The sequence below is a fragment of the Campylobacter concisus genome (assembly GCF_002913765.1).
Lineage (GTDB): Bacteria > Campylobacterota > Campylobacteria > Campylobacterales > Campylobacteraceae > Campylobacter_A > Campylobacter_A concisus_BB.
This window is the reverse complement of record NZ_PPCH01000025.1, coordinates 211,505-237,329: the sequence shown is the minus strand read 5'-3', so window position 1 is coordinate 237,329 and position 25,825 is coordinate 211,505. Positions and strand designations below refer to the sequence as shown.

At 36.8% G+C, this 25,825-nt stretch carries 26 protein-coding genes; 16 read left to right on the top strand and 10 right to left on the bottom strand.

All coding sequences use genetic code 11. From position 1 onward, the window contains the following. Positions 1-2: 2 nt before the first annotated feature. The 8 genes from CYO89_RS07985 to CYO89_RS07945 all read right to left on the bottom strand — a co-directional run bounded on the left by CYO89_RS07985 (position 3) and on the right by CYO89_RS07945 (position 11,834). A complete protein-coding gene (locus CYO89_RS07985; protein WP_103597896.1) occupies positions 3-818 on the bottom strand; it encodes a 3-deoxy-D-arabinoheptulosonate-7-phosphate synthase in 816 nt (271 codons plus the stop codon). Positions 819-836: 18 nt separating this feature from the next. Further along, positions 837-2,198, bottom strand: a complete 1,362-nt coding sequence (locus CYO89_RS07980; protein ID WP_103597895.1) for a thioredoxin reductase — start codon at positions 2,196-2,198, stop codon at positions 837-839. A gap of 3 nt (positions 2,199-2,201) precedes the next feature. Further along, positions 2,202-5,957: a hypothetical protein gene (locus tag CYO89_RS07975; RefSeq protein ID WP_103597894.1), complete on the bottom strand. Its 3,756-nt coding sequence runs from the start codon at positions 5,955-5,957 to the stop codon at positions 2,202-2,204. A gap of 1 nt (position 5,958) precedes the next feature. Beyond that, the gene (locus tag CYO89_RS07970) at positions 5,959-9,507 is read right to left on the bottom strand and encodes a DUF2974 domain-containing protein (protein WP_103597893.1); all 3,549 of its coding nucleotides are present in this window, start codon (positions 9,505-9,507) and stop codon (positions 5,959-5,961) included. Next, positions 9,507-10,127: a tRNA 2-selenouridine synthase gene (locus CYO89_RS07965; protein ID WP_103597892.1), complete on the bottom strand. Its 621-nt coding sequence runs from the start codon at positions 10,125-10,127 to the stop codon at positions 9,507-9,509. Before CYO89_RS07965 ends, CYO89_RS07970 begins: the two co-directional genes overlap by 1 nt. A gap of 236 nt (positions 10,128-10,363) precedes the next feature. Next, positions 10,364-11,017, bottom strand: coding sequence for a tRNA 2-selenouridine synthase (locus CYO89_RS07955; protein ID WP_103597891.1), 654 nt, complete (start codon positions 11,015-11,017; stop codon positions 10,364-10,366). After that, a complete protein-coding gene (locus tag CYO89_RS07950; RefSeq protein WP_103597890.1) occupies positions 11,014-11,172 on the bottom strand; it encodes a diadenosine tetraphosphate hydrolase in 159 nt (52 codons plus the stop codon). Before CYO89_RS07950 ends, CYO89_RS07955 begins: the two co-directional genes overlap by 4 nt. Beyond that, positions 11,172-11,834 carry a tRNA 2-selenouridine synthase gene (locus CYO89_RS07945; protein WP_103597889.1) on the bottom strand — a complete coding sequence of 221 codons (663 nt, stop codon included), beginning with the start codon at positions 11,832-11,834 and terminating at the stop codon, positions 11,172-11,174. The genes CYO89_RS07950 and CYO89_RS07945 overlap by 1 nt, the downstream gene beginning before the upstream one ends. A gap of 316 nt (positions 11,835-12,150) precedes the next feature. Between CYO89_RS07945 and CYO89_RS07940 the strand changes: the two genes are divergently transcribed. Continuing rightward, entirely contained in the window at positions 12,151-13,341 is a 1,191-nt protein-coding gene (locus CYO89_RS07940; RefSeq protein ID WP_103594493.1) for a NifS family cysteine desulfurase, read from the top strand. A gap of 16 nt (positions 13,342-13,357) precedes the next feature. Then, positions 13,358-14,350 (top strand): iron-sulfur cluster assembly scaffold protein, encoded by a 993-nt coding sequence (locus CYO89_RS07935; protein WP_103597888.1) that lies wholly within the window; start codon positions 13,358-13,360, stop codon positions 14,348-14,350. 87 nt (positions 14,351-14,437) lie between these two features. On the opposite strand, the gene miaA is transcribed toward CYO89_RS07935, so the two are convergent. Together miaA and CYO89_RS07925 are read right to left on the bottom strand one after the other, a co-directional pair. After that, positions 14,438-15,313 carry a tRNA (adenosine(37)-N6)-dimethylallyltransferase MiaA gene (gene miaA, locus CYO89_RS07930; protein WP_103597887.1) on the bottom strand — a complete coding sequence of 292 codons (876 nt, stop codon included), beginning with the start codon at positions 15,311-15,313 and terminating at the stop codon, positions 14,438-14,440. Positions 15,314-15,315: 2 nt separating this feature from the next. Then, positions 15,316-16,530 (bottom strand): NAD(P)/FAD-dependent oxidoreductase, encoded by a 1,215-nt coding sequence (locus tag CYO89_RS07925; RefSeq protein WP_103597886.1) that lies wholly within the window; start codon positions 16,528-16,530, stop codon positions 15,316-15,318. Between the two features lie 102 nt (positions 16,531-16,632). Here CYO89_RS07925 and mqnP point away from each other — a divergent pair, with 102 nt between their 5' ends. The 14 genes from mqnP to CYO89_RS07855 all read left to right on the top strand — a co-directional run bounded on the left by mqnP (position 16,633) and on the right by CYO89_RS07855 (position 25,817). Then, positions 16,633-17,493: a menaquinone biosynthesis prenyltransferase MqnP gene (gene mqnP / locus CYO89_RS07920; protein ID WP_021084022.1), complete on the top strand. Its 861-nt coding sequence runs from the start codon at positions 16,633-16,635 to the stop codon at positions 17,491-17,493. Beyond that, on the top strand, positions 17,490-18,011 hold the full coding sequence (locus CYO89_RS07915) for a hypothetical protein (protein WP_103597885.1): 522 nt from the start codon (positions 17,490-17,492) through the stop codon (positions 18,009-18,011). Before mqnP ends, CYO89_RS07915 begins: the two co-directional genes overlap by 4 nt. 9 nt (positions 18,012-18,020) lie before the next feature. Then, positions 18,021-18,527, top strand: coding sequence for a DUF6115 domain-containing protein (locus CYO89_RS07910; protein ID WP_103597884.1), 507 nt, complete (start codon positions 18,021-18,023; stop codon positions 18,525-18,527). Positions 18,528-18,662: 135 nt separating this feature from the next. Further along, positions 18,663-19,631 carry a GTP 3',8-cyclase MoaA gene (moaA, locus tag CYO89_RS07905; RefSeq protein ID WP_103597883.1) on the top strand — a complete coding sequence of 323 codons (969 nt, stop codon included), beginning with the start codon at positions 18,663-18,665 and terminating at the stop codon, positions 19,629-19,631. Continuing rightward, the gene (locus CYO89_RS07900) at positions 19,631-20,386 is read left to right on the top strand and encodes a 7-carboxy-7-deazaguanine synthase QueE (RefSeq protein ID WP_103597882.1); all 756 of its coding nucleotides are present in this window, start codon (positions 19,631-19,633) and stop codon (positions 20,384-20,386) included. Before moaA ends, CYO89_RS07900 begins: the two co-directional genes overlap by 1 nt. Beyond that, on the top strand, positions 20,386-20,967 hold the full coding sequence (locus CYO89_RS07895; protein ID WP_103598053.1) for a 6-pyruvoyl trahydropterin synthase family protein: 582 nt from the start codon (positions 20,386-20,388) through the stop codon (positions 20,965-20,967). Before CYO89_RS07900 ends, CYO89_RS07895 begins: the two co-directional genes overlap by 1 nt. Next, entirely contained in the window at positions 20,967-21,170 is a 204-nt protein-coding gene (locus CYO89_RS07890) for a hypothetical protein (protein WP_009295012.1), read from the top strand. Before CYO89_RS07895 ends, CYO89_RS07890 begins: the two co-directional genes overlap by 1 nt. After that, complete coding sequence (locus tag CYO89_RS07885) at positions 21,167-21,568, top strand: hypothetical protein (RefSeq protein ID WP_103597881.1); 402 nt, start codon at positions 21,167-21,169, stop codon at positions 21,566-21,568. Before CYO89_RS07890 ends, CYO89_RS07885 begins: the two co-directional genes overlap by 4 nt. Further along, positions 21,569-22,225 carry a 16S rRNA (uracil(1498)-N(3))-methyltransferase gene (locus tag CYO89_RS07880; RefSeq protein ID WP_103597880.1) on the top strand — a complete coding sequence of 219 codons (657 nt, stop codon included), beginning with the start codon at positions 21,569-21,571 and terminating at the stop codon, positions 22,223-22,225. It abuts the gene before it with no gap. 81 nt (positions 22,226-22,306) lie between these two features. Further along, positions 22,307-22,507, top strand: a complete 201-nt coding sequence (rpmE, locus tag CYO89_RS07875; RefSeq protein ID WP_009295018.1) for a 50S ribosomal protein L31 — start codon at positions 22,307-22,309, stop codon at positions 22,505-22,507. Between the two features lie 3 nt (positions 22,508-22,510). Continuing rightward, a complete protein-coding gene (gene rsmI / locus CYO89_RS07870; protein ID WP_103597879.1) occupies positions 22,511-23,326 on the top strand; it encodes a 16S rRNA (cytidine(1402)-2'-O)-methyltransferase in 816 nt (271 codons plus the stop codon). 100 nt (positions 23,327-23,426) lie between these two features. Then, a complete protein-coding gene (gene rlmB / locus CYO89_RS07865) occupies positions 23,427-24,107 on the top strand; it encodes a 23S rRNA (guanosine(2251)-2'-O)-methyltransferase RlmB (RefSeq protein ID WP_103597878.1) in 681 nt (226 codons plus the stop codon). After that, complete coding sequence (locus tag CYO89_RS07860) at positions 24,100-25,041, top strand: phosphatidylglycerophosphate synthase (RefSeq protein ID WP_103597877.1); 942 nt, start codon at positions 24,100-24,102, stop codon at positions 25,039-25,041. The genes rlmB and CYO89_RS07860 overlap by 8 nt, the downstream gene beginning before the upstream one ends. Beyond that, positions 25,035-25,817 carry a hypothetical protein gene (locus CYO89_RS07855; protein WP_103597876.1) on the top strand — a complete coding sequence of 261 codons (783 nt, stop codon included), beginning with the start codon at positions 25,035-25,037 and terminating at the stop codon, positions 25,815-25,817. Before CYO89_RS07860 ends, CYO89_RS07855 begins: the two co-directional genes overlap by 7 nt. Positions 25,818-25,825 lie beyond the last annotated feature (8 nt).

Below are 25,825 nucleotides of genomic sequence, written 5' to 3'. Positions count from 1 at the left end.
TCTTATCCTATATAAAGACCATCTTCCATAACTATGGTAGTAGCTAGACGACCTACTAGGCGAGGAGGCATAATTTTCTTATTGCTATTACTATTATTTTCCCTACACCCCACATATATACCTTTTACATTATTATTGCCTATAACATCTAGTGCTTTTAGTAGTCTTCTTGATTTATTATCTACTTCTGATCCAAAGGTGTTTAAATTTCCATTTTTAAAGTCTTCTAGTATCTCCATAGCTTCGTTGTATTTGTCTATTGGTAGGTCTTGTTTTGAGGTGCTTTTATTTGCTTTATACATCTCATAAATTCCCTCTCTTTGTTTTATATCTATTGGATTTGATGGACTTATTGTAAGCAATGTTTTAACTCCTTGTAGCATAAGCTCTTTTGGTGAATATGCTAGCTTCTTGTTTCTTTTGTTTAGATTATTAAAGAACTCTTCATCAGTTTTATTATCTGTTCTTAGCTCATCCAAACATAGATAAGATATCATAGTATCTAGACTTATATCTTTAGATAGATTAGAGTCTAGTTTGTTTGTAGTGGTGTTTATATCATAGTAGAAGAAGTTATGATAGTCTAGTCCTCCACTAGATAGTCTTCCTCCTATGATAGTTCTTTTTAGATCTATATTTATAAAAGATGAGTATATCTCTATAGGGTAGTAGGTATATTCACTTGTTTCATTTGAATTTGGTTCATAAGATATATTCTTAACAGCATAAGCGTCATTAAATTTATTTGTGAAATACTTATGAAGTATTAGTTCATAAGATCTTTTTTGTTGTTCGTAGTTGGCTCCGTTTGGAGCCATAGATATTAAATTTATTCTTTAATCCTTTATATTATGCTCTTTAGCATAGCTTAGTATCTTTTGCCTAAGATCTTCAGGGAAGCTATCTCTATACATTACTGGTGTTAGAGGGTTTAGCTTTTTATCTAATTTACCAGCCTCATATAGTCTTGTTAGCTCTTCTGGTGTGTTGTAGTATGGTGCATTAGGATATCCCTCTGGTGGGGTTAGAGACATTATTTTGGCTTCTAGGAGGGTGGAGTCGATGTAGAGACTTAAGTCGCGATCGTCCCATGTGTTTGGAAAAGCGTACTCATCAAATTTATCTTGGTAAAATTTCATTTCTTTATTTACATAGCTCACAAATTCTTCCCTAGTAGTCTCGTTTGCATCAAGGTCTCTAGGGTCTAGTAGTTTGCCTTCATCTTCTACTAATTTTCTTAGATGTCTATGCATTGAGCCAGAAGTATTTTGCGCTACCCCACCTCTATTAAAATCCATCACGAAATAGCTTCCTACTATCTCATCTAGATAAGGTATCATGCCATATTCATCTAGTGGGGGATTTTTAGCTAGTTTCCTAAATTCTTCAGCCATTTGTAAATTTTTATTAAGACCTACTTCATATGTAGAGTATTTAAATAAATTAGATAGGAAATTTAAAGCCTTTACTTCTCCTAGCTGAGCAGAAAGAAAGACTATTTGAAATTCTCTTGCTTTAAATCCTGCTTGATTGCCATTTGCAAATCCCATAGGGTTTCCTAGTATTCCAGCACATACAGCCCACTCTCCCGCGAATAGCATTGACTTTAATGTCCCTTTGTGAGCATTTACTTCATCATAAATTTCAGCATATTCTGGCTTTGTTAGTTTGCCATTACTATCTACTCTACCTATTGCATCATCTGGGATATCTATCATAGTACATTTTAGATTGCTTCTTTTTACTAGATAGATATATCTATCTCTTTTATCTTTTAAACTTTCATAGTAGGCTTTTTCTGATTTAGTCCAAGGAGATAGTTTATTTGAGCTTGCTTTATAGCTAATGTCTAGCCATGGTTTAAATGATAGATAGTCTGTTTGACCTAGAGAATTTGGTTTAGGGTTATAGTATAGTGGTTTATAGTTTTTATATGGAGATGAGTCTAGGATGGAGCGAGAGTCAAGGACTAGCTTGGCTGCAAGATCTGGAGCTAGTTGTCTATTACTATCATGCTTCGCAACTATTAAATTTGTATTTTTATCAAATTTTACCTCTCTGCCATTAAGTGCTATAACCGTATATGTATTACTACTATTCATTAGATTTCCTTTATTCATTGTTTTTTCTTTATTGATAAACAGTGCTGAAGCCATTACTGCTATGATAGCTAAAGTTATAAATATGATCTTCTTCATATCTTATCCTATATATAGACCATCTTCCATTACTATGGTGGTAGCTAGACGACCGACAAGTCTTGGGGGTATCACTTTATCTCCTTTGTCTTCGTTGTTTATCTTACACCCCACATACATACCCTTGATGTTATTGTTTCCTATGGTATCAAGAGCCTCTACTAGATCTCTTGAGAGGTTAGAGTGAGAGTTATCGCTATCGTCTGTATTAAATATACCTTTTTTAAATTTGTTTATTATCTCTGTGGCTTTTTGGTAGGCGTCTATTGGGTAATAGTAGCCATACTTATCCTTATTGCTTTGCATATAGACATCATACACCTCTTCTTCCTCCTCAACATCCAAATTTAACTCCCTTATCTCTACATCAGATTCAGTGTATCTACTTCTAGCATAGTTAAAGTACCTTGCATCTATCTCACTACCAGATCCTCTTAGCTCATCTAAGCATAGATAGGTACTAAGGTTATTTAGTGCTAGTTTAGAAGCTAGGTTAAAAGATAGTTTGTTTTTCTTGTGGTCTATGTCGTAGTATATAAATGAGTTATAGTCTAGTCCTCCACTACTTATATTAGCTCCTAGAAATAGTCTATTTAAATTTAGACTTATATAGTTTTGATAGATCATTACTGGATAGTAGCAATAGCTATTTGTACTATTTTTATCATAGGCTTCTTTTATAGACATAGGTTTATATGAGATATTATTTAGTGCGTAAGCTTCATTAAATTTATATGTGTATCTTGTGTGCATTATCTCTTTGTAGTTTTCTTCTAGTTTTTCATAGGATGTTTTCCAGAGTTCTACGATGCCTTTAAGAAAAGCTACTCCTACATCTTTGCCTAGTGATTTACCATATCCTTTTAGCATATTTCCCATAGCTTCTACATCTTTTGGGTTAAACATATAAGTTTGTTTCATAAAAGCAAAGCTTCTCATGCTATTCCAGATGATACTTATGTTATAGCGACCTATTAAAAGACGAAGTTTTACAGAGTTAATAGCCTGTTTAAGTAGATTTCCTTTTGATTTCCTTAGGATTTCAACATTTGTTTTAGAATTTGTTACATGCTTTATAAATTTATCCACATTTTCAGTATTATTCATAGTAAATAGCTGTCTTACGATGTTTAATACACCAAGCTCATCAAGAAGTTCATCTGTTGCCTCTTTTTTATTTGGGTCAAATACAAATGAACCAATGGACTTATAAATTTTTGATTGACCATCTTCGCTAAAGTACTCTGCAAAAGGAAATAACCCCTCTATAGCAGTTTTTACTATAAGTGTTGGGGCTTCCTTTTTCATATCCTTTTCTATGGTTTCATAAGGGATATCTTGCATTTTTAAAGTCTTTTTCAAGATAGCATCATCCTTTTTCCAACAATCCTCTATCTCTTTTGCTTGTTTATCAAGTAGCTCTTCTATCTGCTTTTGCTCCTTTAGTCCTAAGATAGATGTGTCTATGACTTCATGCTTATTGTTACTATTTGCTTTTAAGAGATCTTCCACACTTACTACGTTACTTTTTTTTGAGTGTTCCATATAGTCTCTTAGCTCTTCGATGCAAATATATTCACCAACCTTTGCATTTATACTATCTTTGTAAAAAAACAAAGCTTGCTCTTTTTCACCAAGTTTTATTGTTGCGTTTTTATGGATAACCTTTATCTTTTTTTCTGCTATCTCTATATATTCCCCATCATTACTAACAGATTTCTTTACCAGGTCTCCTGGGTAGCTTTTAGTTATTATAAAGTAAGCCACAGCAAGAGAGAGTACTTCTGCCAAAGAGTAGTGATTGTTTGGCATACGATCGATTATTTTAGTTGCAAGTTCTTTAGCATCTTCTATATTCATTTCATCTTCGTATTTTTTCATATTAACTATATCATCTACACTAGGATAGTCTGGGTCAAAACTTCTTTCAAAAACGTTTTTATTTATCTTTTCAAAAATATCTTTAAAAGTTAGAGTGACCTTATCCATATAGGCTTTTTCATTTTCTTTGATCTTCTCCATATCATTTGGCTGTTTGGCATAAGCATTTACATGTACAAAATTTACATTATAAAGCTCTTCATTTTTTAGTTGATCTGGTACATATGCAAAACGAGTTTCTTTTGCTTTTTTATCGCTTGCCTTTTTTCTATCTATGATATTGTCTATATAATTCTTATCTATCCTTGCAAATGGAGATAAATTTAAGACAAGAGTTGATTTATTGTTGCCTTTATTGATATCTATACTATATTGGCTATAGTCTTTTATAGGAGTTAAGGTCTTTATATCATCAAATTTTTGTTTTACTACACTACTATTGTTTGATCTATTTATTCCGTCTTTTATCTCTTGATCCAAGCTCTTGCTTACAACCTCTTCTCTTAGACCCGCACTTGATCTAAAAGGAGAGTTTGAAAGAACGATATAGTTTTTATTTAAATTTGAAAAGTCCTTGCTATTCATCTCATCGTTTGCAGATTTGCCGTTTTTGTTAGACTTATCTGATATTAGATTGGCTAGTTTTACGGAGTTGAAATTTGAAGCGCAGATGAAATTTAGATTTGCATTTAGTCCTTTTATCTCTTCTTTTAGTCTGTTAAAAAGCGTGTCTTCACTTGAGCCAAATCCTAAGTTTTTATTTATGATATCGTAAGAGCAAGCATCTTTAGTATATTCAAATACTGATACATCATCTAAGTATCCATATACGCTATATCCTTCATCTGCATTGCAGTTTATCTCCTTTGTGCCTGAGTTAATCTGAAAAGGAACATAGTCTAAATTTAAATGTGTAAAGTCTATAAAAAATCCAGACTTAGAATTCTTATCATTCTTAAATACCAAGACATTGCAATTTGAGTTTATATTTAAGGTATTTATAATAGAAGCAAACCTAGATGTAAAAAATCTTAGTATAGGCAAAGATACTCCATAAAGTGCTTTGTTGGCATCATACTTGTATATTTCAGTGTAAAAATCAACAAGTTCCCAAGCAACAGTACCCCATCCGATTAATTTTTTCCCTACCGCTTTTGTGCCTGAAAGATCAAAAAGACTTAATACAAAAAGCGCAAACTGCTTTATGATAAATTCTCCGTTATCCTTGTTTAGATCTTTTAAATTTTTGTCTAGTTCATCAAAACACTCTTTGACACTTCTTTCAAATTTAGCTTCGTTTAACTCCTCATTAGACATTAAAGGTTTAGCATCATTTATTAGATCGTCTTTTAAAGTACTTAAGCACTCTCTTAAAATATCTTTACTTTTGTTGTAATAAGATATTATAAAATCAAACATTTCAGCAAAATTTTCTGCTGGTCTAGCTTGATTTTCTCTTCCTGGACCATACTTTATTTTTTCTGTTCTAATTTTTACAGGATCGATCTTTTCCTTTAAATTTACAAAGAATTTATCAACTGCACTCTTTTTATGAACTACTTTTACTGGTATGCCTCTATATTTAAATTCTCTTGTTCTACTTAGATTTTTATCCTTAAAACTCTCTTTATCTATATAAAAGTCAGTTACAATAGATATTTCCCCATCATTTTCTTTAGAAAATATTGATCTTCTTGTATTTAAGAATGTTGTCATCTCGTTGTTTATCAAACTTGCCATACTACCAAAGAGATTTGACCCTAGAGAATTCAAACTAGACGTATAAAGAGTTACACATTTTGCATCAGCCATATACTCTTTTATCTTTTTTAACGTCTCTTCGCAAGAGTAAGTTATTTTTATTTCGTTGTTTTGCATATTAAGCCACCACTACTGTTTTAGTTGTATTTATATCATCATTATATTTACTATCAAGTCCACAAGCAAATTTTATATCCACCGTCTTAGCCTTGCTTGGCGTGACATAGATAAGATTACTCTCATCGCTTATATCATCTACAAACTGAAAAAATCCTATACCACTTTTTGGAAGCGTTGTATTTTTGTAAATAGACTCTATATATTTAGGTGTTATAAAGATGAAATTCTTATCCATGAGCGAGTATTTGAAGTTAAATGAAGAGATACTAAATTTATCATCTCTAAAGCGAGAGCTTAGATGTTCTTTTAGCTTCTTATCTTTTACATCGCTGCCCTCATCTAAATTTAGCTCCATCTCTTTAAATCCCTCTTGGTTTTTATGCTCCACATCATTTAGCTTATATATACAAACAGCAAGGTTATCTGCTTGATTAAGGGCTGATTTTACATGCAGTCTTATGTGAGCACTATTTAAATTTGGATTTAGCACCGCTGCATTATTATTTTCAGATGCAGGACTACCTATGCTATGAGCTAGCTTTATCCTATTTTCTTTTTTGATACATCTTAGCGGTGAGCCAGTGTTGCTTAGGCACGCTGGCACTAGATCTTGCATAACAGCATAGTGGTTATTCATACTTTTTAGACTAAGAGCTGCCCTTGGTACGTATGCTACCTTTGTGCAAGGGTTTTTAGCTGAGCAGCCAACTATCGGTGAGTTTATAAAATCAATATCAAGTATCACGCCTTGATCATCTGACCTTATGCTTTTGCCCGCTCTACTTTTTAAGATCACATGGCCACCATGTGGGCAAACTACCACGTCATCTTCTATTATTGGATTAGCAAAGGCAGTGCCCCCAGCACTTACCGCACTACTTCTCTTTTCTAAATTTAGTCTCTCATTTGCCTTCTCAAGCGACTCTTTGGTCTCTTTGTTTGTTGGTTTTAGATCTATATTTAGGCTTTTGTTTAGCAAAGAGTAGTTTAGTATGCTAGCCTGCGAGTTTTTATAGCTAACACTTAGTCTTCCTTTGTCTTTTTCCTCGTCCCTTGGCTGATGAGAGAAGCTTAGAGCATTAGAATTTGACTCTTCCCCGTCCTCTTCTTTTTTAAAGTATAGCGGATAGTCTGATTGCTCTGTGGCGGTGTTTAGAAGCATAGAACCTAGATATACTCTTTGCTCCATACTTTTACTATCTAGTTTAAATATATCATTTAAGACCGCCGCGTCTATGATGCTTTTATCTTCAGCACTTACACTAAGAGTGTTTTCCTTTTTATGAAAGATATCCCCAAAGCTCTCATTTGCAAGAGCTCTTATATCCTCAGTTGCTAGTTTATTATTGCGTGCTATATCGTTATTGCTTAAAGTTGATGGTTTATGCGCTATAACTATCGCTTCATCGCTAGAGCTTGCCTCATTAGAGCTAACGCTAGCTAAGAAATTCTCGTTTTCTTCAAGTTTTTTGTAGTCGGTATATTTTAGGCTTATTATGCTTTTTAGTATCTCTATCCTATCTTTTACGTACGTAGTAGCAAGCTTCATATCCACCTTGTCATCACACAGGGTTGTTATACTCTTATAGATGTTTTTGTTATAAGCGAAGTATTTACCTAGCTCCTCTTTTTCTATCTTCTTATCAAAGACAAATAAATTTAAAGCACATATCGCCACTAGCATATCTATATCACCAGCTCTAGCACTACTTACTATCTGCGAGGCATTTAGCTTCTCTATATCCTCAGCATCCAAAAGCTTAACTAAGTGAGCCTCTTTGTCGCTATTTTTATCTATATTTTTGCCTAAATTTTCGATGATATATCCAACCATATCTTGTTTAAATTTATCATCGCTAAATTTCCCTTGCTCATAAAAGAGGTTTAGATAAGCATAGAAGATATATAAAGGCGTATCAAGCATCGAGGTGTTGCTTATGCTATCTATATCCACATCTAAATTTAGCTTCATCCTTATGCATCTTAGTTTAAATTTAAGCGACTGGATATACTCGTTTAGGTAGTCTAGGGCGCCTACGATATCTTTACCATCTATCTTGCTTGCGTTTTCTTTATGCTCTAAGAGATAGCACATCAAGTATAGTATCATCACACTTTCTTTTAAAAAGTGCGACCTAACTAATATATTGATCAAGTGTCTATTATCAGTGTTTTTATACTCTATCTCATCAGCCATACCGACACCCAGCTTAAACCCAAGATCAGATATAACAGAAAGTGTAGGCTCCCACATTACATGCCAGTCTTTTGTGTAACTATCTTCATTTTTACTGATACGTTGCTTTACACTTTCTATATGATGTATCTCTATGCCTAGATCATCACCCTTGCTAGCTCTTTTTATATTTAGGTTTGTATCTTTATTTGAAAGAGTCTTGCAAGCCTCATCGTTCTTCTCAACTGCATTTACGCACTCTTTCACTGTGCTCTTGTCATCCTTAAAACCAAGCATGCCTTTTATCTTATTAAAAGCAGAATTTACTAGCTTTCCTAAAAAGCCATCTGGATCAATAAGTCTTGCTACATACTTTACCCCTCTTACTATGCCCTTAGCTATAAGACTAAGAAACCTTACCACCCAAGTAAAAGCTGAGCCTATTATCCCACCATAAATTCCTGGAGCATTATAAGTATATAGCTCTTTTACTCCGCTATCTTTAAATGTAACAGCATATATCTGTGCTAGGTGCCCGCCTAGTGAGTGGCCTGAGAGGATGACCTCTTTAGGGCCACTAGAGGCTTGCTCTTGGTTTAAATTTAAAGAGTTTTCATCCCCACCATCCACACTATTTAAATTTAAACTATGAGAATTTATAGCTTCAACCATACTTGATTGGAGTGATTTTAGTGCAGATATCTGCATAATAGCCCTAGAGGTAATAGCCATGAAACCATCATCTATAAGGTCGTTCGCCTTCATCTCCGTTCCTCTAAAGCCTATGATATAGTTTGACTTAGCACTATCATAAAACACTGTCGAGCTAAAGCCTGATTTTTGGTTTGGTATATGTTTTACTAGCTCGTAGCGATTGACAAAGAGCTTTGTGCGAGGGGAGAGGTCTTCTTTTTTGTAAAAAATGTAAGGATCTCCAACCACTTGTCCATTTTCATCTACTGGAAAGTCTATAAAATTACTTATATCATTATCCAAAGTAACATCTTTTTTACTATCTGGCTTAGTTATTTTTTTATCTTGCATAAATCTTGCTTCTATTGCTAAAGCATAAGCGGTAGGGTCACCAAATTTTTTACCGTTATTCTTTGCTTTTTCAGATAGCTCTTCTATTGCATCACCTTTAACAATATCGTCTGCATATCTCCAAACAGGATTATCAATTTCTTCTTTTTTGCACGAATTTATTGTATTTTCTGACAAATTTTCTAATCCATGCTTTTTTGATAATCTATCTAGCTCTCCTTCTTCATTCTCAAAAATGTTATGTAAAAGAGCATAAGATGCATCAGCTATATCCACATAGTCTTTAAAACAATTTATTAGCTCTTTGCTTGATTTTTTAGGTTGCATTATTTGTCCTTGCTTGCTCTTTCAAATTTGCCATTTATTATGTGAAATTCACTTCTGCTTGTCCTAGTGACAAAGTTTTGTTTGCTAAGTTTAACACCACGTCCTTCATCACCAAATAAGCCATATTTTGTTTTTACGTATGTGTAAGAAGCCCTTACTGTTATAGGTATAGCTATCCCATTGTCTTCATATAGATAAAACATTAATAACTCTGGTTTTTGCTTATTAAAATCATCCCCTATAAATTCTTTTATTTTATTTATATAAATTTCAGGGATTTCAGCTTTTTTGCCAGTTTGGTTTTCATAGTCTATCCAGCGTGTATAGTATTTTTTGCCGTTTGAGAGAGTTTGAGGGAGCTTTTTATCCATGATAGCTAGATCATCTCTTTTAAAATTTCTTTTATTATTCTTAAAGAAATCATCCATGTAATCACTTCTTTCTTTTTCACGTCTATCTATCTCCTCAACAAATGTTTGATTAAATACATAAACTCCACCATATTTAATAGCTAAATTCTCTAGCTCAGAGTTACTTATCTTATTGCTTGCTTGATTTGCAGAGCAAGCTATTAAAAATATGCTTGTTAGTAGTAGAAGTATAATGCCTATAAATTTCATCCTATATCCTTTTAGAAAATTTATTTTGCTTATTTTATTGTCTTTGAAATTATAATATTATTAATTTATTATGTTTTATTTGTAGATTGTTAAATTTTTTATTGATTAAAGCTATTGTTTAGTTTATTTCTTTTATTCTCAAAAAATATTATGTAAAAGAGCATAAGATGCATCAGCTATATCCACATAGTCTTTAAAACAATTTATTAGCTCTTTGCTTGATTTTTTAGGTTGCATTATTTGTCCTTGCTTGCTCTTTCAAATTTGCCATTTATTATGTGAAATTCACTTCTGCTTGTCCTAGTGACAAAGTTTTGTTTGCTAAGTTTAACACCACGTCCTTCATCACCAAATAAGCCATATTTTGTTTTTACGTATGTGTAAGAAGCCCTTACTGTTATAGGTATAGCTATCCCATTGTCTTCATATAGATAAAACATTAGTAACTCTGGTTTTTGTTTATTAAAATCATCCCCTATAAATTCTTTGATTTTATTTATATAAGTTTCAGGGATTTCAGCTTTTTTGCCAGTCTGGTTTTCATAGTCTATCCAGCGTGTATAGTATTTTTTACCGTTTGAGAGAATTTGATCCATATTTGGATTATTGTAAAACTCGAGCTTTAAAATTTCTCTCATTTTTTTATTTCTCTCATTTTTGTTAGGTATTGTCTTTATTCTTTCTAAAATTTCTTTTCTCTTACTATCCCTTATTTGCTCTTGCTTGTCTATCTCTTGAGCAAATTTCTCATTAAACACATAAACTCCACCATATTTACTAGCTAAATTCTCTAGTTCAGAGTTACTTATCTTATTGCTTGCTTGATTTGCAGAGCAAGCTATTAAAAATATGCTTGTTAGTAGTAGAAGTATAATTGCAACAAATTTCATCCTATATCCTTTTTATTTGGTTTATCATTTAGATCATCTAGCCCATTTCTTTCATTCTCAAATACATTATGTAAAAGAGTATAACTTGCATCAGCAATGTCAATGTAATCTTTAAAACAATTTATCAGCTCTTTGCTTGATTTTTTAGTTTGCATTACTTATCCTTGCTTACTCTTTCAAATTTGCCGTTTATTAGTATAAATTTGTTACCGCCACGTATAAAAATTTGTTCTTCGTCTTTAAATCTAATACCATGCCCCTCATCACCGAATAAGCCATATTTAGTTCTATAGTATGTGTAAGACATAGATAATTTTATAGGTGTTATTTCGTCATTATTATCAACATAAAACATTACTAAGATAGGTAAATTTGGAGATTTATTATAGTTTTCATCTCCCATAAATTCTTTTATTTTATTTATATAAACTTCAGGAATTTCAGCTTTTTTGCCAGTTTGGTTTTCATAGTCTATCCAGCGTGTATAGTATTTTTTACCGTTTGAGAGGGTTTGAGGAAATTGTTTATTGATTAAAGTCATATCAACATCATATATTGTTATAAATTTATCGCCTTGTTTTATTTTTCTAGGATTTGACCTTATCTTATCACCGAGTGCTTTGCTTAGTTCTTTTCTCTCTGCTTCCCTTTTCTCTATCTCTTCAACAAATTTTTGATTAAATATATAAACCCCACCATATTTACTAGCTAAATTCTCTAGTTCAGAGTTACTTATCTTATTGCTTGCTTGATTTGCAGAGCAAGCTATTAAAAATATACTTGTTAGTAGTAGAAGTATAATTGCAACAAATTTCATCCTATATCCTTTTAGAAATTTTATTTTGCTTATTTTATTGTCGATATATTTACGTTACTATTAATTATCTCGCGTTTAAATTTTAATCCTTAAGAAAAAGAATTAATATTAAGAGTAAAATAGGCTTTTTTAGGCGAAATTTCGCAAATGGCGTATCTGACAAATATTGATAAAGAATTTCAATATTTTTTACTATCAAAATGAACCAAATATTGAAAAAACTAAAGCATTTTTTTAAACTTGCTTTTAACTTTTTTGTTATAATATCCCATCAAAAATAAAAGGGATATTTTTTATCCGAATTAAGGTTTTAAATTTGAGAGTATATTTAGACAATAACGCCACAACGATGGTTGATCCAGAAGCTTTTGAACTTATGAAGCCGTTTTTTTGCGAAAAATACGGCAATCCAAACTCACTTCACAAATTTGGCTCAGAAACCCACCCAGCACTAAGAACAGCGCTCGATCAACTCTATGCCGGACTAAATGCAAAAGATAGCGATGACATCGTCGTTACCTCATGCGCAACCGAGAGCAACAACTGGGTTGTAAAAGGCATCTACTTTGACAAAATAGCAACTGGCGAGAAAAAACGCATCATCACAACTGCAGTCGAGCATCCAGCCATTTTGGCAACTTGTAAATTTCTAGAAAAATATGGCGTGGATCTTACGGTCTTAGACGTAAATAGCGACGGCATCGTCACTCCAGATCAGCTAAGGGCTGTCATGGACGAAAACGTCGCGCTTGTCGCCATAATGAGCGCAAACAACGAAACTGGCATGATCTTTCCTATAAAAGAGCTTGCCAAAGTTGCCCACGAATACGGCGCTTTATTTCACACTGATGCCGTGCAAGCAGTCGGCAAGATAAAGATAGATGTTCAAGACTTAGACGTTGATTTTTTAAGCTTTTCAGCGCATAAATTTCACGGACCAAAGGGCGTTGGAGCGTTATTTATAAAAAATAGCATGCCACTAAGCAGCTTGCTTCACGGCGGAGAGCACATGGGCGGACGCAGAAGCGGCACACTTGATGTACCAGGCATCGTTGGCATGGGCAAGGCGCTTGAGCTAGCAAATAAATTTATGGATTACGAGCATTCGCACGTTCGTCGTTTGCGTGACAAACTTGAAGACGCGCTATTACAAATTCCTGACGTTAGCGTCGTTGGCAAAAAAGATCAGCGCGTGCCAAACACCATCCTAGCTTCTATCAAAGGTGTCGAGGGCGAAGCGATGCTTTGGGATCTAAATAGAGCTGGCATAGCGGCCTCTACTGGCTCTGCCTGTGCAAGTGAGACGCTTGAGAGCAATCCTATCATGGAGGCGATCGGAGCTGACAAAGAGCTAGCTCACACCGCACTTAGACTATCTCTTTCAAGGTTTAACACAGAAGAAGAGATCGACTACGCGATCGAGCAGATAACAAAGGCTGTAAATAGACTAAGAGGCATCTCAAGCACATTTGCATACGCCCCAGAGTGGCATAAGAGTGGATTATAAAATTTAAAGGAAAAACATGGCAAAAAATAACTTAATCGGCGGCTCTATCTGGGATGAATACTCAAAGGTAGTGCAAGATAGGATGAATAATCCTAAATTCATGGGCGAACTAACCGAAGAGGACGCCAAAAAAGCAAACGCAAAACTTATCATCGCTGACTTTGGCGCAGAGAGCTGCGGCGATGCGGTCAGGCTTTATTGGCTCGTTGATGAGAAGACTGACAAGATAATAGACGCTAAATTTAAAAGCTTTGGCTGTGGTACGGCGATAGCTAGCTCTGATACGATGGCTGAGCTTTGCATCGGCAAAACAGTCGATGAGGCAGTCAAGATAACAAATTTAGATGTCGAAAGAGCTATGCGTGACAACCCAGACACCCCAGCCGTCCCACCTCAAAAGATGCACTGCTCGGTTATGGCGTATGACGTTATCAAGGCAGCTGCTGCAAGCTACAAGGGCATAGACCCAGAGCACTTTGAAGATGAGATCATCGTTTGCGAGTGCGCTAGAGTAAGCCTTGGTACGATCAAAGAGGTGATAAGACTAAACGACCTTCACACGGTTGAAGAGATCACGCAATACACCAAGGCTGGCGCATTTTGCAAATCATGCGTTAGACCTGGCGGACATGAGAAAAAAGACTACTATTTGGTTGATATCTTGCGCGATACTAGGGCTGAAATGGAGCAAGAAAGGCTAGAAGCTCAGGCCAACGCTCAAGCAAACAACACCCTAAGCGACGTTAGCTTTGAGAACATGACGATGGTTGGCCAGCTAAAAGCGGTCGAGGCGATCATCGATAAAGAGATCCGCCCTATGCTTATGATGGATGGCGGAAATTTAGAAATTTTAGACATCAGAAACGACAACGGCGAAAATATCGACATCTACATCCGCTATCTTGGCGCTTGCTCAGGCTGTTCAAGCGGCTCGACTGGCACGCTTTATGCGATAGAAAATGTCTTACAAGAGAGCCTAAGCCCAAAAATCAGGGTTATGCCTATATAAATTTATCGAACGGCTTCTTTTGGAGCTGTTCGCCTCTACTAAATTAAATTTACCACCTAGACAATCTGAATTTAGCCAAGCTCAAATTTAGCCTTTTAAAAATTTCAAAATTTCACTTCTAGTCTGCGTCAAGTCACCCACAAATTTCTTCTCAAACTGCGAGCGGTTAAATGTTCGCTGACGCTTGGCAAGCTGGGCTGTGTGCGTGGCGATAAGCGTTTCTAGCTCGCTTTTTGAAATTTCACCCTGCAAAAACTGCTTGCACTCTTTTAGACCTATCGATTTTAGTGGCTTTGGCTCGCTTTTATACTTGTCAAATAAAAACTTCGCCTCATCTATCAAGCCCTCATCTAGCATATTTTTCGTCCTCTTTGCGATGCGAGCTCTAAGCTCATCTTTGTCCCACAAAATTTCAAATATCGCAAGCTCTTTTATGACGCTCTCTTTGGTGTTTTGCTTTAGCCAAATGCTTGGGATTTGCCCGCTAAATTTATAAATTTGATACCATTTTTCGAGGCGATAAGAGTCGTTTTGGCTAAATTTACTTGCAAAATCAGGGTCGTTTTGTAAAGCTAGCTCGTAAATTTCTTCGTTGCTTAAATTTAGCTCGCATTTTGGCACGTCTGGCGCAAGACCGCTAAGCATCGCCTTTAGATAAAAGCCACTGCCTCCTGTGATGATGAGCAAGCAGCCTTGCGAGCGCGCAAATTCCTTTGCATTTTTATAAATTTCAAAAAACGCTCCAACGCTAAATTCCTCATCAGGGTAAATTTCATCCACCCCAAAGTGCCTCACAGCCTCCAGCTGCCAGGGCTTTGGCTTTGCGCTGGCGATATCTATCTCTTTATAAAGCGCAAGCGAGTCAAGGCTTAAGATGACGCCATTAAACTCCTTTGCTAGCTCAAAGGCTAGGTCGCTCTTGCCGCTTGCCGTGGTGCCAATTAGTGCTAGCTCGCAAAACAAGCTTAGCCCTCGTAAGATGAGCTAAATAGCAAAATTTCATCGCTTTGCTCGTTGCTTTTGCCCTCTTTTAAAAGATCAGCCAAAACGCCTGCAAAGTGCGGTGCAAAGCTTAGTTCGTTTAGCCCGTACGCTTGGTTGTAGAGTAAATTTTGATATGTCTCGTCGCGTCCGATCGCTGGCTTGTCGTTTGAGCTAAGAAGGACGAAATTTGCCCTAAAACTAGGCTCTTTTAGCTCGCTTATGCCAAGGTGTCTTTTTAGCTCGTTTAAAAATGCGTTGATCTTCTCTGTTTTAACGAGCGTATCGATCGCGCCCACTTGTAAATTTGTGATGATCGTGACGCCATTTTTGGTTGGATAAATTTTGGCAAACATATCATTTAAAATGATCGGCTTTTTAGGGATCTGACCCTCGTTTAGCACAAGATCGATCGTGTAAAATTTAGCCAAAATGGCACTTAAATTTGTCCCAAGCTTGCTTGAAAGCCCCAAATTTCTACTAGCCACGACAAAGCTATCAGCCTCGTACTCGCCAGCACTGCCAACAGCCTTTTGCACGGTTTGCCCCTGCGTTTTTAGCTCACAAATTTCATCGTTTATAAACTGCACTCCAAGCTCATTTAGCTCGCTAACAAGCGCCTTTTTTAGCTCAGCTGTATCGATACTTGCGTTTTTGCTTAAATTTAGCGCCCCTTTTATGTTTTTATTTATCAGGCCAAAATTTGCAAGCTCACTATCCACGCTTAAAATTTCTTGCTCGCTATCAGCAACCTTCATTTCATCAAGCCTCTTTTTAAAGCTCTCATCCTCGCTAAAGATAAGATAAACGCCACTCTCATCAAAATTTATCTGCGGATATTTTTCGCTTAGCTCTTTTAAAATTTCAAAGCTCTTTTGTCCAAATTTCTTAAACAAAACTCTCATCTTTTTATCGTGAGCCTTTGTTGATTTAAGCGTGAAATTCGCCATCCAAGCTCTAAAATTTTCATTTAGGCAAAGCGCTATATCAAGCTCGCTTTTTTTACTAACAAGCCCCAAAAATGAGCTAGATATCGCTCCATCTCTTGCAAGCGCTGGGGTGTTAAATGGGGTTAAAATTCCGCTTTCAAACTCATCTTTTTGGTTACTAATAACTAAAATTTCCTCACCCTTTTTAGCTAGCTCAAGCGCCGTAAATAACGCACTAAAACCATCTCCGATAATCGCTATTTTACTCATCATAACCCTTCATTTTAAATTACTCTCGCAATGATAATATAAATTTAGATTTAAAGCAAAATGGTGTAAAATCAGACACTTTTTAAAAAGATGGAAATTTATATGATCAAAAAGCTAAAAGATATCGCAGAACTCATCGTTTTTAAGCACTCGGTCTTTGCCCTGCCCTTTATCTTTGTGGCGATGATAGTTGCGAGCAAGATAGAAAATGGCTCGGCTTGGTTTGGCTTTAAACTGCTTATTTTAGGCACTCTTTGTGCGGTTAGCGCTAGAAATTTCGCCATGGCGTTTAACAGATACCAAGACGAGGACATCGACAAGCTAAACCCGCGCACCGCAAGCCGTCCAAGCGTAGATGGACGCATCGGCAAGGGCAATATGCAGCTTTTCATCGTAGCAAACGCGCTTATCTTTATCATCTGCGCCTATTTTGTAAATTCGCTCGCATTTTGGCTAAGCTTCCCCATACTTGCCGTACTTGGCGGATACTCGCTGTTTAAGAGATTTAGCGAGCTAGCACACTTAGTGCTAGGCCTTAGTCTTGGACTTGCTCCGATCGCTGGCGTGGTCGCAGTAAGTGCTGCCATACCGCTTTGGAGCGTGCTACTTTGCCTTGGTGTGACATTTTGGGTGGCTGGATTTGACCTGCTTTACTCGCTTCAAGATATTAAATTTGACCAAGAAAACAAGCTCTTTAGCATACCAGCGATATATGGCGACAAGGCGACACTATTTTTATCAGCCATTTTTCACGCTCTAGCCTTTATACTTTGGCTACTTTTTGCTTGGGCGGCTGGGCTTGGAGCGATGGCATTTTTTGGCATTGTGGTAAGCGGCGTGATATTATTTTTCGAGCACAGGATCGTAAGGCGCGACTTTAGCAAGATAGATAGGGCGTTTTTCACGCTAAATGGCTACTTGGGAATTTTATTTTTCATCTTTGTTTGGATCAGTGTATTATGAGCGAAGTAAGGCTTTTTAAAGCGCCTCTTAGCATGGTTTATGAGTGCGACAGAAGCGGGGATGAGAAATTTTTAAGAGAATTTAACTCTATCTTACCAGGCGACGAAGATGCGCTTGGAGCGTGGCTAAAGCGTGCAAAATCACGCGGCGAGACCAAAGAGAGCGACCAAGTCTTGCTAACGCTTGTCATTGAGCTTCATAGAAAGATCGATGCGCTTAGTGATTATATAAAAAACGAGCACAAGCAATACTTGCCACTAAAAGAGAGCGCAGATATCGATGAGATCGGCTTTACGCATATAAAAATAAGCGAAGATAAATTTAAAAAAGATGAAATTTACTACGCAAGGATTATGATGCCTATCTTTCCAAAGAGAAATTTGAGCCTTTATCTAAGGGCGCAGGATGAGAGGCTAGCAAAGATAGAGAACATGCACGAAGAGGACGAGGCCGACTGGAACGCTTACGTGACGGCTAGAGAGCGTGTGATGATAAGAGAGCTTAGAGCGAATTCGTAAAGGAAAAATATGGAAATTTACATTTTTTTAGGTTTTGGTATCGTTTTAGCGATAATAATAGCTTTGATATTTATAAAAGATAGCGAGACAAATAAGAAATTTGCAAGGTACGAGCGTGCCATAGAGAGCACCATACAAGAAAACTACAATCTCAAAAAACAGCTAGCCGCACTTGCTAGCTTTAAGCCTGATGATGACGAGCAGCTAAAAGACGTAAAAGATGAGCTAAAAGAGCAGATAAACGAACAGATAAACGAAAAGATCGTGCCGATAATCCGCGCTATAAAGAGTATCGAGCGAGTGATAGATGACTTTGCAAACGAGCAAAAAGATAGGATGTTTAACCTTGAGGAGCGAACAAGAGATATCAACAAAATCGCCCCAAGCGTTATCAACGAAGAAGAGCAAATTCTAAAGATGTTTAAGGACGGAAAGAGCGCAGCCATGATCGCAAAAGACCTTCACGTGGGTATGGGGCGAGTTGAGTTTGTGCTGAAATTTCACAAACTAGCCTAAATTTCACAGGCTTTTTAAAAAGACAAAACTACTCTTAAACTACAAAAATTAGCTTAAATTTTTATTTAGATTTAAATCTTTTAACATATAATTGAAAATTAAAAAAGCTCTAACCAAGCTTAAAAAAGGTGCTTTATGCTAATAGATAAATATGGTCGGGTTGTTGATTATTTGAGAATTTCCGTGACGCAGCGGTGCAATTTTAGATGTAGATATTGCATGCCTACGACGCCATTTAGTTGGACACCAAAAGAGAATTTACTGACATTTGAAGAGCTATTTTTGTTTATCAAAGTGGCTATCGACGAAGGCGTGACAAAGATCAGGATCACAGGCGGCGAACCGCTCGTACGCAAGGATCTGGACGTCTTTATAAAGATGATAAGCGATTATAAGCCAGACATCGATCTAGCGCTTACGACAAATGGCTTTATGCTGCCACACTTTGCCAAAAGGCTAAAGGACGCTGGTCTAAAGCGCATAAATATGTCGCTTGATACGCTAAATGAGCAAAAGGCTAAATTTATCGCTCAAAAGAGCGTCTTGCACGAGGTTTTGGCTGGCTTTGAGGCAGCACTTGACGCTGGACTAAAGGTGAAGATAAACACAGTCGCACTAAAAGGCTTTAACGACGATGAGCTTGTAAATTTGCTTGAGTTTGCCAAATTTAGAAACTCTCAGATCAGATTTATCGAATATATGGAAAATTCGCACGCCAAAGATGATCTAAAAGGGCTAAAAAGCGATGAAATTTTAAATATCATCTCGCAAAAATACAACGTCACAAAAGATGAAAAGTTGCCAAACGCACCTGCGTCTATTTATAGACTTGATGACGGCTATAAATTTGGCATCATCGACCCTCATAAACACGACTTTTGCGAGAGTTGCAACCGCATTAGGCTAAGTGCTGAAGGGCTTTTGATACCATGCCTTTACTTTGAAGACGCGCTAAGTATCAAAAAAGCGGTTGAAAAGGGCGATATCGTCGCAGCAAGCGAAATTTTAAGGCAGGTACTTGCAAACAAGCCAAAAGAGAACAAATGGGCCATTGGAGCTAGCAACGAGACCTCTTCAAGGGCCTTTTACCAAACTGGTGGTTGATGAGCAAAGAGCTAGAACTAGTTGAGGCATTTTTAAGTATCCAAGGCGAGGGCGCTTATCAGGGCAGGCTCGCCATATTTTTACGCTTTTTGGGCTGCAACCTAAACTGCTCTGGCTTTGGCGTAAAGACAAGGTCTTTAAAAACAGGCGAAGAGCTTTTGGGCTGTGATAGCATAAGGGCCGTTTTTAAGGGCCATTTTCACCACAAAAGATATAACGTAGATGAAATTTTAAGCCTAGTTGATGGGCTTTGTAAAGGCTTAGAGCAAAAGCCTATCATCGTTTTAACAGGCGGCGAGCCACTCATCTGGCACGAAAATGAAAATTTCATAAATTTGGTAAAAAATTTGCTTATAAACTACGAGGTGCACTTTGAGACAAATGGCACGATCTTGGTTGATTTTGCTAAATTTGAAATTTATAAAAACTGCCATTTCGCACTTGGCGTAAAGCTAGCAAATAGCGGAGTTAGCGAGCAAAAACGCATAAATTTAGATGCCATTTTAGCTATCAAAGATAACGCAAAAAGCAGCTTTTTAAAATTTGTCCTCTCGCGCTTTGACAAAAGCGAGCTGGATGAAATTTTATATATAAAAAATAGAGCAAATTTGCCAGTTTGGTGCATGGCGATGGGCGCAAATGAGGACGAGCTAAACAAAAATGCTCTAAAAACAGCGCAATTTGCCATAAAGCATGGATTTAACTACTCAGAGCGTATCCACATCAGGCTTTGGGGCGACAAAGAGGGTGTTTGATGATTATTAGAAAACTTTTTAGATTTGAAAATGCGCATATCGTGAGATTTTGTAGCTCAAAGCGCTGCAGGACGAGCATCCACGGACACAGCTACGTAGCAGAAATTTTACTTAGCTCAAATTTTCTTGATAACGCTGGCATGGTCTATGACTTTGGGCTGATGAAGCAAAACATAAAAACGATCATCGATAGCTTTGATCACGCTACGACCATATTTTCAGGCGATAGTGACGAATACAAAAACGACCTTAAAAAGCACTCTGCAAGGTGGATCGAGATCCCGCTAAATCCCAGCGCAGAGCAGTTTTGCCGTATATTTTTTGTAATGATCGAAAGGCTGCTTGAGCTTAGCGTGATGAACAACGGCGAGCGCGAAGTGAAGCTTCATAGCGTCATCGTGCATGAGACCGATACTGGCTATGCGCAGTGTTTCAAAGAGGACGCGACAAATACGCAAATGGGCGAGATAAGGCTTAGTGATATCAAATTTTCAAAGGCGATTATGGACGAGTGGGAAGATAAAAATTTGCTTGAAAAGATGATAAATAAGATAAAAATAGAAAATCCAAAGGACGTTTAATGAAAAAATTTATAACCTCTTTTTTGCTTATAGCTGGTGTATTTTTGGGATGTGGAGATAAAGAAGAGGCCAAAAGTGACGTTAGCGAGCCAGTCCCTAGTGATGTTACGATAGCTCAGCCTGATGCGAATGTAACTATCGACGAGCAGCTCCCACCTGAGCCAGTAGTCGAAGAAAATGAGCCTCCTAAAGAGAAGAAATGAACGAACACTTAAGCTCGCTTTATGCTTATACTTTGCCATTTCACGTGACATTTTTTTACGCACTTCTTGCCTTGGCGGTACTTTATCTAGCGCTTACTCAGTTTGGAGTGAGAAGCAAAAACTACGTGCTTCGCATAAGATATTTTTTGCCTATTTATCATATGCTACTTAGCTTTTTGGTGCTAACTGGGCTTATTTTATGGGCATATTATAACTACGAGCCAAAATTTAACGCCATAAAAATGCTTCTTATCTTGATAGTTTTGATCGCACTTAGCGCAGTTGGATATAAAAGGCTAAAAAGATATGCCATTGCTGGCGAGCTAGAGAAATTTAAAAAATTTGCCCTTGTTAAAGGCATTTGTGACATTATTTTGATCATCATTGCAGGAATTTAGATGAAATTTTTATATGATAAAAACGCTGGCGAAGAGCGCTTAAAGATAGTAAATGATGCGTTTTTGCACCTAAAAGCTAGAAGGGTTGAAGCAGGAGAGCGCATAAGTGTTAGAAATTTATGCGACGGCAAAGAGTACATCTATGAGATCGATGAGATAGAGCGCAGAAGTGCAAATTTAAGTCTTGTCTTTGCCAGCCTAAACTGCGAGCATAAATTTGACTTTACCATCGCTTGGGCGGTCGTTGATCCAAAGACGATCGAAAAGGCACTGCCATTTTTAAATGAGCTTGGCGTTGGCAAGATCGCCTTTGTCTATACTAAATTTTCTCAAGCAAATTTCAAGATTGACCTTGAAAAGCTAAACTACATAAACGCACTTTCATGCGAGCAGTGCGGACGAACGTCGCTAATGGAGTTTGAAATTTATAAAAATTTAGACGAGCTAATGAACGTTTATAAAAATGTCTCGGCCATAAATTTTGGTGGTAAAAATTTAAATGAAAAAAGAGATGATGAGATATTAATAATCGGTCCAGAGGGTGGATTTAGCGAGGATGAGACGACTAAATTTAAAAATATCTACGGCCTAAATACAAAAAATATCTTAAGATCGCAGACCGCAGTCATATCTGTGGCGGCAAAATTTCTTGCTTGATTTATTTGATTTTTAGATTAGTTTTTATATAATCAGCAACTTTTAAGGTAACAAATAGCCCAAAATAATAAAGGAAAGATGATGAAAAAAGAGATCCATCCAGAGTATGTAGATTGCACCGTAACTTGCGCGTGTGGCAACACTTTTAAGACAAAGTCAAACAAAAGCGAAATCAGAATTGACATTTGCGACAAGTGCCACCCATTTTTCACAGGCAGCGAAAAGATAGTTGATAGCGCTGGCCGTGTTGAGAAATTTAAGAAAAAATACGCTCAAAAATAAGCCTTGCTCTACTTTGTTCCTACTCCAATAGGAAATTTAGAAGATATCTCGCTTCGTGCGATCAAAATTTTGCGTGAATGCGAGATAGCTATCTGCGAAGATACAAGAGTTTGCAAAAGCCTTGTAAATCTGCTAAACGAACGCTTTGATGCAAATATAAATATCTCAAATTTTATCCCGCTTCACACCCACAACGAAGATGAATTTTTTGCAAATTTAAATGATGAAATTTTGAGCAAAAACATAGCTTACATGAGCGATGCTGGCATGCCAGGCATAAGCGATCCAGGCGTTAGCCTAGTAAGATACGCTCAAAAAAATGATATCAAATACGAAATTTTAAGCGGAGCAAATGCTGCACTTTTAAGCGTAGTCGCAAGCGGACTTTGCGATAAAGAGTTTGTTTTTTTAGGATTTTTACCAAATACTGGCAGAGATAGGGCTTTAGCCATACAAAACGCTCTAAGCTTAGCCTATCCAGCCGTGATCTATGAAAGCCCAAAACGCATATTAAGCTTAGTGCAAAGCATCGCACATTTAGAGCCAGAGAGAGAAATTTTTGCCATAAAAGAGGCCACCAAAAAATTTGAGACTAAATTTAAGGGGGCAGCCAAAAATTTAGCCCAAATTTTAGAAAAAGCAAATTTAAACGGCGAGTGGGCCGTGGTCATCTCAAAAAGTGCTAACATAGCCACTCAAAATATCACAAAAGATGAGATCATCTCGCTTGACATCGCCCCAAAAGCAAAGGCAAAACTACTTAGCAAAATAACTGGCAAGGACGTCAAAAAGATATACGACGAGCTAATAAAAGCATAAATTTAAAAGCTCAAATTACCTCAAAAAGTTTCAAAAATTCACTCAAATTTAGAAGCAAAATAAGTTAAATTTTACTTGATTTTAGCTACCATAAGCCACTATGATAATATACGGAAAACAGCTATTTTTACATATTTTGAACAAGCGCCCGCAGATCCTAGAAGAGATCTATCTCTCAAAAGAGTGTGATAAAAAACTCTTCTCAAAAATTTGTGGCACTGGCAAGAAGATCATCCGCGTGGATAATCAAAAGGCGCAGTCGATGGCGCATGGCGGCAACCATCAAGGCTTCTTAGCAAGCGTTAGTGAGTTTGAGTTTTCAAACTTTAGCGAGCTAAAAAAGCTAAATTTCATCGCCGTGCTTTATGGCATAAGTGACGTCGGAAATATCGGCGCCATCGCTAGAAGTGCTTATGCTCTAGGCTGCGAAGGGCTAGTTATTGTTACAAAAAGTGTAAATATGCAAGGCGTTTTAAGGTCAAGTAGCGGTGCTGCTTACGAGATACCAATAGCCATTTTTGAAGACGGACTTAGCCTGCTAAATGAGCTAAAACAGTGTGGTTTTAGGCTCTATGCTACGGCAAGCAACGGCAAAAATATAAAAGAGATGAAATTTGCTGGCAAAAGGGCTTTGGTGATGGGCTCAGAGGGCGAAGGCATACCGCAAAAAGCTCTAGCAAAGTGCGATGAGTGCGTCGGTATCAAGCTAAAAGACGGCTGGGACTCCCTAAATGTAAGTGCAGCTTTTGCGATAATTTGTGATAGGATGATAGATGAATGAACTAGAAAATTTAAAAGAGATAGGCATAAAGGAAATTTCGCGTAAAACGCACATTGAACCCACATTTTTACAATACATTTTTGACAAAAATTTTGAAAAATTATCACGCTTAAACATGAGAGGCTATGCCAAAATTTTACAGCGTGAGTACGGCGTCGATCTTAGCGAACTTCTTGCTGAATACGACGCTTTCATGCAAGAAAATATGCCCGATGAGAGCAAAAAAACAAAAGTTAGCCCAAAAATTTCTTCTTACACACCTGAAGATGTCTCGATCCAAAGGCAAAGTAGCAGTGGCGGGGCTGGATTTTTCTTTTGGATCATCATTTTAGCTATCATCGCTGGCGGTGCTTACTACTTTGACGCTTATAAATACGTCCAAAATTTCATCGCAAGCTTAAATGAAGACAACACAAGCGTGAGCTACTCGCAATCAAGCATCGTCAATGAAGTGAAGAAAAATATAATCGACACAAATGTAACGATCTCTCAAAACACTCCAAAGATCGATGCAAACGCTACAAGCGTGAAAATTTCAGCTCCAGCTGAGCAAAACGTGACTGTAAGTCCTGCTAGCGTTGATCAAAATGCCCTAAAGCCTAGCATGGCAGCCCAGCCAGCTCCAAAAGTAGAGCAAAACGTGACAAAACCACTAAATGAAGCGATCATCACACCAAAACAACGCGTTTGGATAGGCATCATCAACCTTGAAAATGGTCAAAAAACATCAAGCGACACAAGCAAAAGTGTAAATATAAATTTAGACCAAAGACAGCTAGTCGTTTGCGGAAATGGCAACATCGAGCTTAAGATCGGCGATAAAGTAACAAAATATAATCCAAGCCGTCCAGCTAGATTTTTAGTAGAAAATGGCGATATGAAATTTTTAACTTATGACGAGTTTGTCGAGATGAATAAGGGCAAATCTTGGTAAAAAAACTAGCCATATTTCTTCTTTTTAGCGTTTTTTCATACGCTTTTGATCTAAATAGCAGCGCAAACGCACTAAGTAGCGGAAAAGATCTGCAAATTTCTTTAGAAAATTTAGACACTAACGGCTCGCTAAACGTTGGCGAGCTAGTCTCAAGGCTAAAGCAAAGCTCAAACTACGATGCTCTCTCTTTTAGCTCAAATAGCTTAAATTTAAAATTTATAAGCACGCAAAAAGCTCCCTCAGCACTATTTGTAAAATCGATAAATTTAGCTCTTGAAGATGCAAACATAAGCGTGGCAAGGGTAAATTCTCTAAAAAATGGCAATGAAATTTCTTATGGGATTTTAGCCCTAAAAAGTGGCGGCATAGATCCAAATTTACTAAATTTCACGCTTAGTAAAAGCGGCTTTAAGATCATGGGATTTGATAGGCTTGATGGAAATTTAGCGCTTTATTTGGATGCTAAAAATATGAGCCTTGATGCGTCAAAAGCAAATTTTAACGAAGAGACCCCACTTGTAAAAAGCGGTGGCGTCTATATCGTAGATGTAGCAGGTGCAAGTAGCCTAAATATCATCTCAAACGAGCCAAACAAATGGGTGCCACTTGTTAGAATTTATGATAAAAATTTAAACCAAATCGATCTAAAAAGAGAAAACGAGATAAAAACTAACTACACCATAAATTTAGCTAACGACGCAAAATATGCGTTAATTAGCGACAATAACGACATAACTAATATTAAAAACGAGATAATTATCAAGCTTATAAAATAGGAGCAAAC

Coding starts and splice junctions, on each gene's coding strand:
- CYO89_RS07900 (WP_103597882.1), top strand. CDS start 19,631: ATGAGCAAAGAGCTAGAACTAGTTGAGGCATTTTTAAGTATCCAAGGC.
- moaA (WP_103597883.1), top strand. CDS start 18,663: ATGCTAATAGATAAATATGGTCGGGTTGTTGATTATTTGAGAATTTCC.
- CYO89_RS07945 (WP_103597889.1), bottom strand. CDS start 11,834: ATGAAATTTGTTGCAATTATACTTCTACTACTAACAAGTATATTTTTA.
- CYO89_RS07910 (WP_103597884.1), top strand. CDS start 18,021: ATGGAAATTTACATTTTTTTAGGTTTTGGTATCGTTTTAGCGATAATA.
- mqnP (WP_021084022.1), top strand. CDS start 16,633: ATGATCAAAAAGCTAAAAGATATCGCAGAACTCATCGTTTTTAAGCAC.
- CYO89_RS07890 (WP_009295012.1), top strand. CDS start 20,967: ATGAAAAAATTTATAACCTCTTTTTTGCTTATAGCTGGTGTATTTTTG.
- rlmB (WP_103597878.1), top strand. CDS start 23,427: ATGATAATATACGGAAAACAGCTATTTTTACATATTTTGAACAAGCGC.
- CYO89_RS07885 (WP_103597881.1), top strand. CDS start 21,167: ATGAACGAACACTTAAGCTCGCTTTATGCTTATACTTTGCCATTTCAC.
- CYO89_RS07925 (WP_103597886.1), bottom strand. CDS start 16,530: ATGAGTAAAATAGCGATTATCGGAGATGGTTTTAGTGCGTTATTTACG.
- CYO89_RS07980 (WP_103597895.1), bottom strand. CDS start 2,198: ATGAAGAAGATCATATTTATAACTTTAGCTATCATAGCAGTAATGGCT.
- CYO89_RS07965 (WP_103597892.1), bottom strand. CDS start 10,127: ATGAAATTTATAGGCATTATACTTCTACTACTAACAAGCATATTTTTA.
- CYO89_RS07975 (WP_103597894.1), bottom strand. CDS start 5,957: ATGCAAAACAACGAAATAAAAATAACTTACTCTTGCGAAGAGACGTTA.
- CYO89_RS07880 (WP_103597880.1), top strand. CDS start 21,569: ATGAAATTTTTATATGATAAAAACGCTGGCGAAGAGCGCTTAAAGATA.
- CYO89_RS07970 (WP_103597893.1), bottom strand. CDS start 9,507: ATGCAACCTAAAAAATCAAGCAAAGAGCTAATAAATTGTTTTAAAGAC.
- rpmE (WP_009295018.1), top strand. CDS start 22,307: ATGAAAAAAGAGATCCATCCAGAGTATGTAGATTGCACCGTAACTTGC.
- CYO89_RS07915 (WP_103597885.1), top strand. CDS start 17,490: ATGAGCGAAGTAAGGCTTTTTAAAGCGCCTCTTAGCATGGTTTATGAG.
- CYO89_RS07895 (WP_103598053.1), top strand. CDS start 20,386: ATGATTATTAGAAAACTTTTTAGATTTGAAAATGCGCATATCGTGAGA.
- CYO89_RS07950 (WP_103597890.1), bottom strand. CDS start 11,172: ATGCAAACTAAAAAATCAAGCAAAGAGCTGATAAATTGTTTTAAAGAT.
- CYO89_RS07985 (WP_103597896.1), bottom strand. CDS start 818: ATGGCTCCAAACGGAGCCAACTACGAACAACAAAAAAGATCTTATGAA.
- CYO89_RS07935 (WP_103597888.1), top strand. CDS start 13,358: ATGGCAAAAAATAACTTAATCGGCGGCTCTATCTGGGATGAATACTCA.
- CYO89_RS07955 (WP_103597891.1), bottom strand. CDS start 11,017: ATGAAATTTGTTGCAATTATACTTCTACTACTAACAAGCATATTTTTA.
- CYO89_RS07860 (WP_103597877.1), top strand. CDS start 24,100: ATGAATGAACTAGAAAATTTAAAAGAGATAGGCATAAAGGAAATTTCG.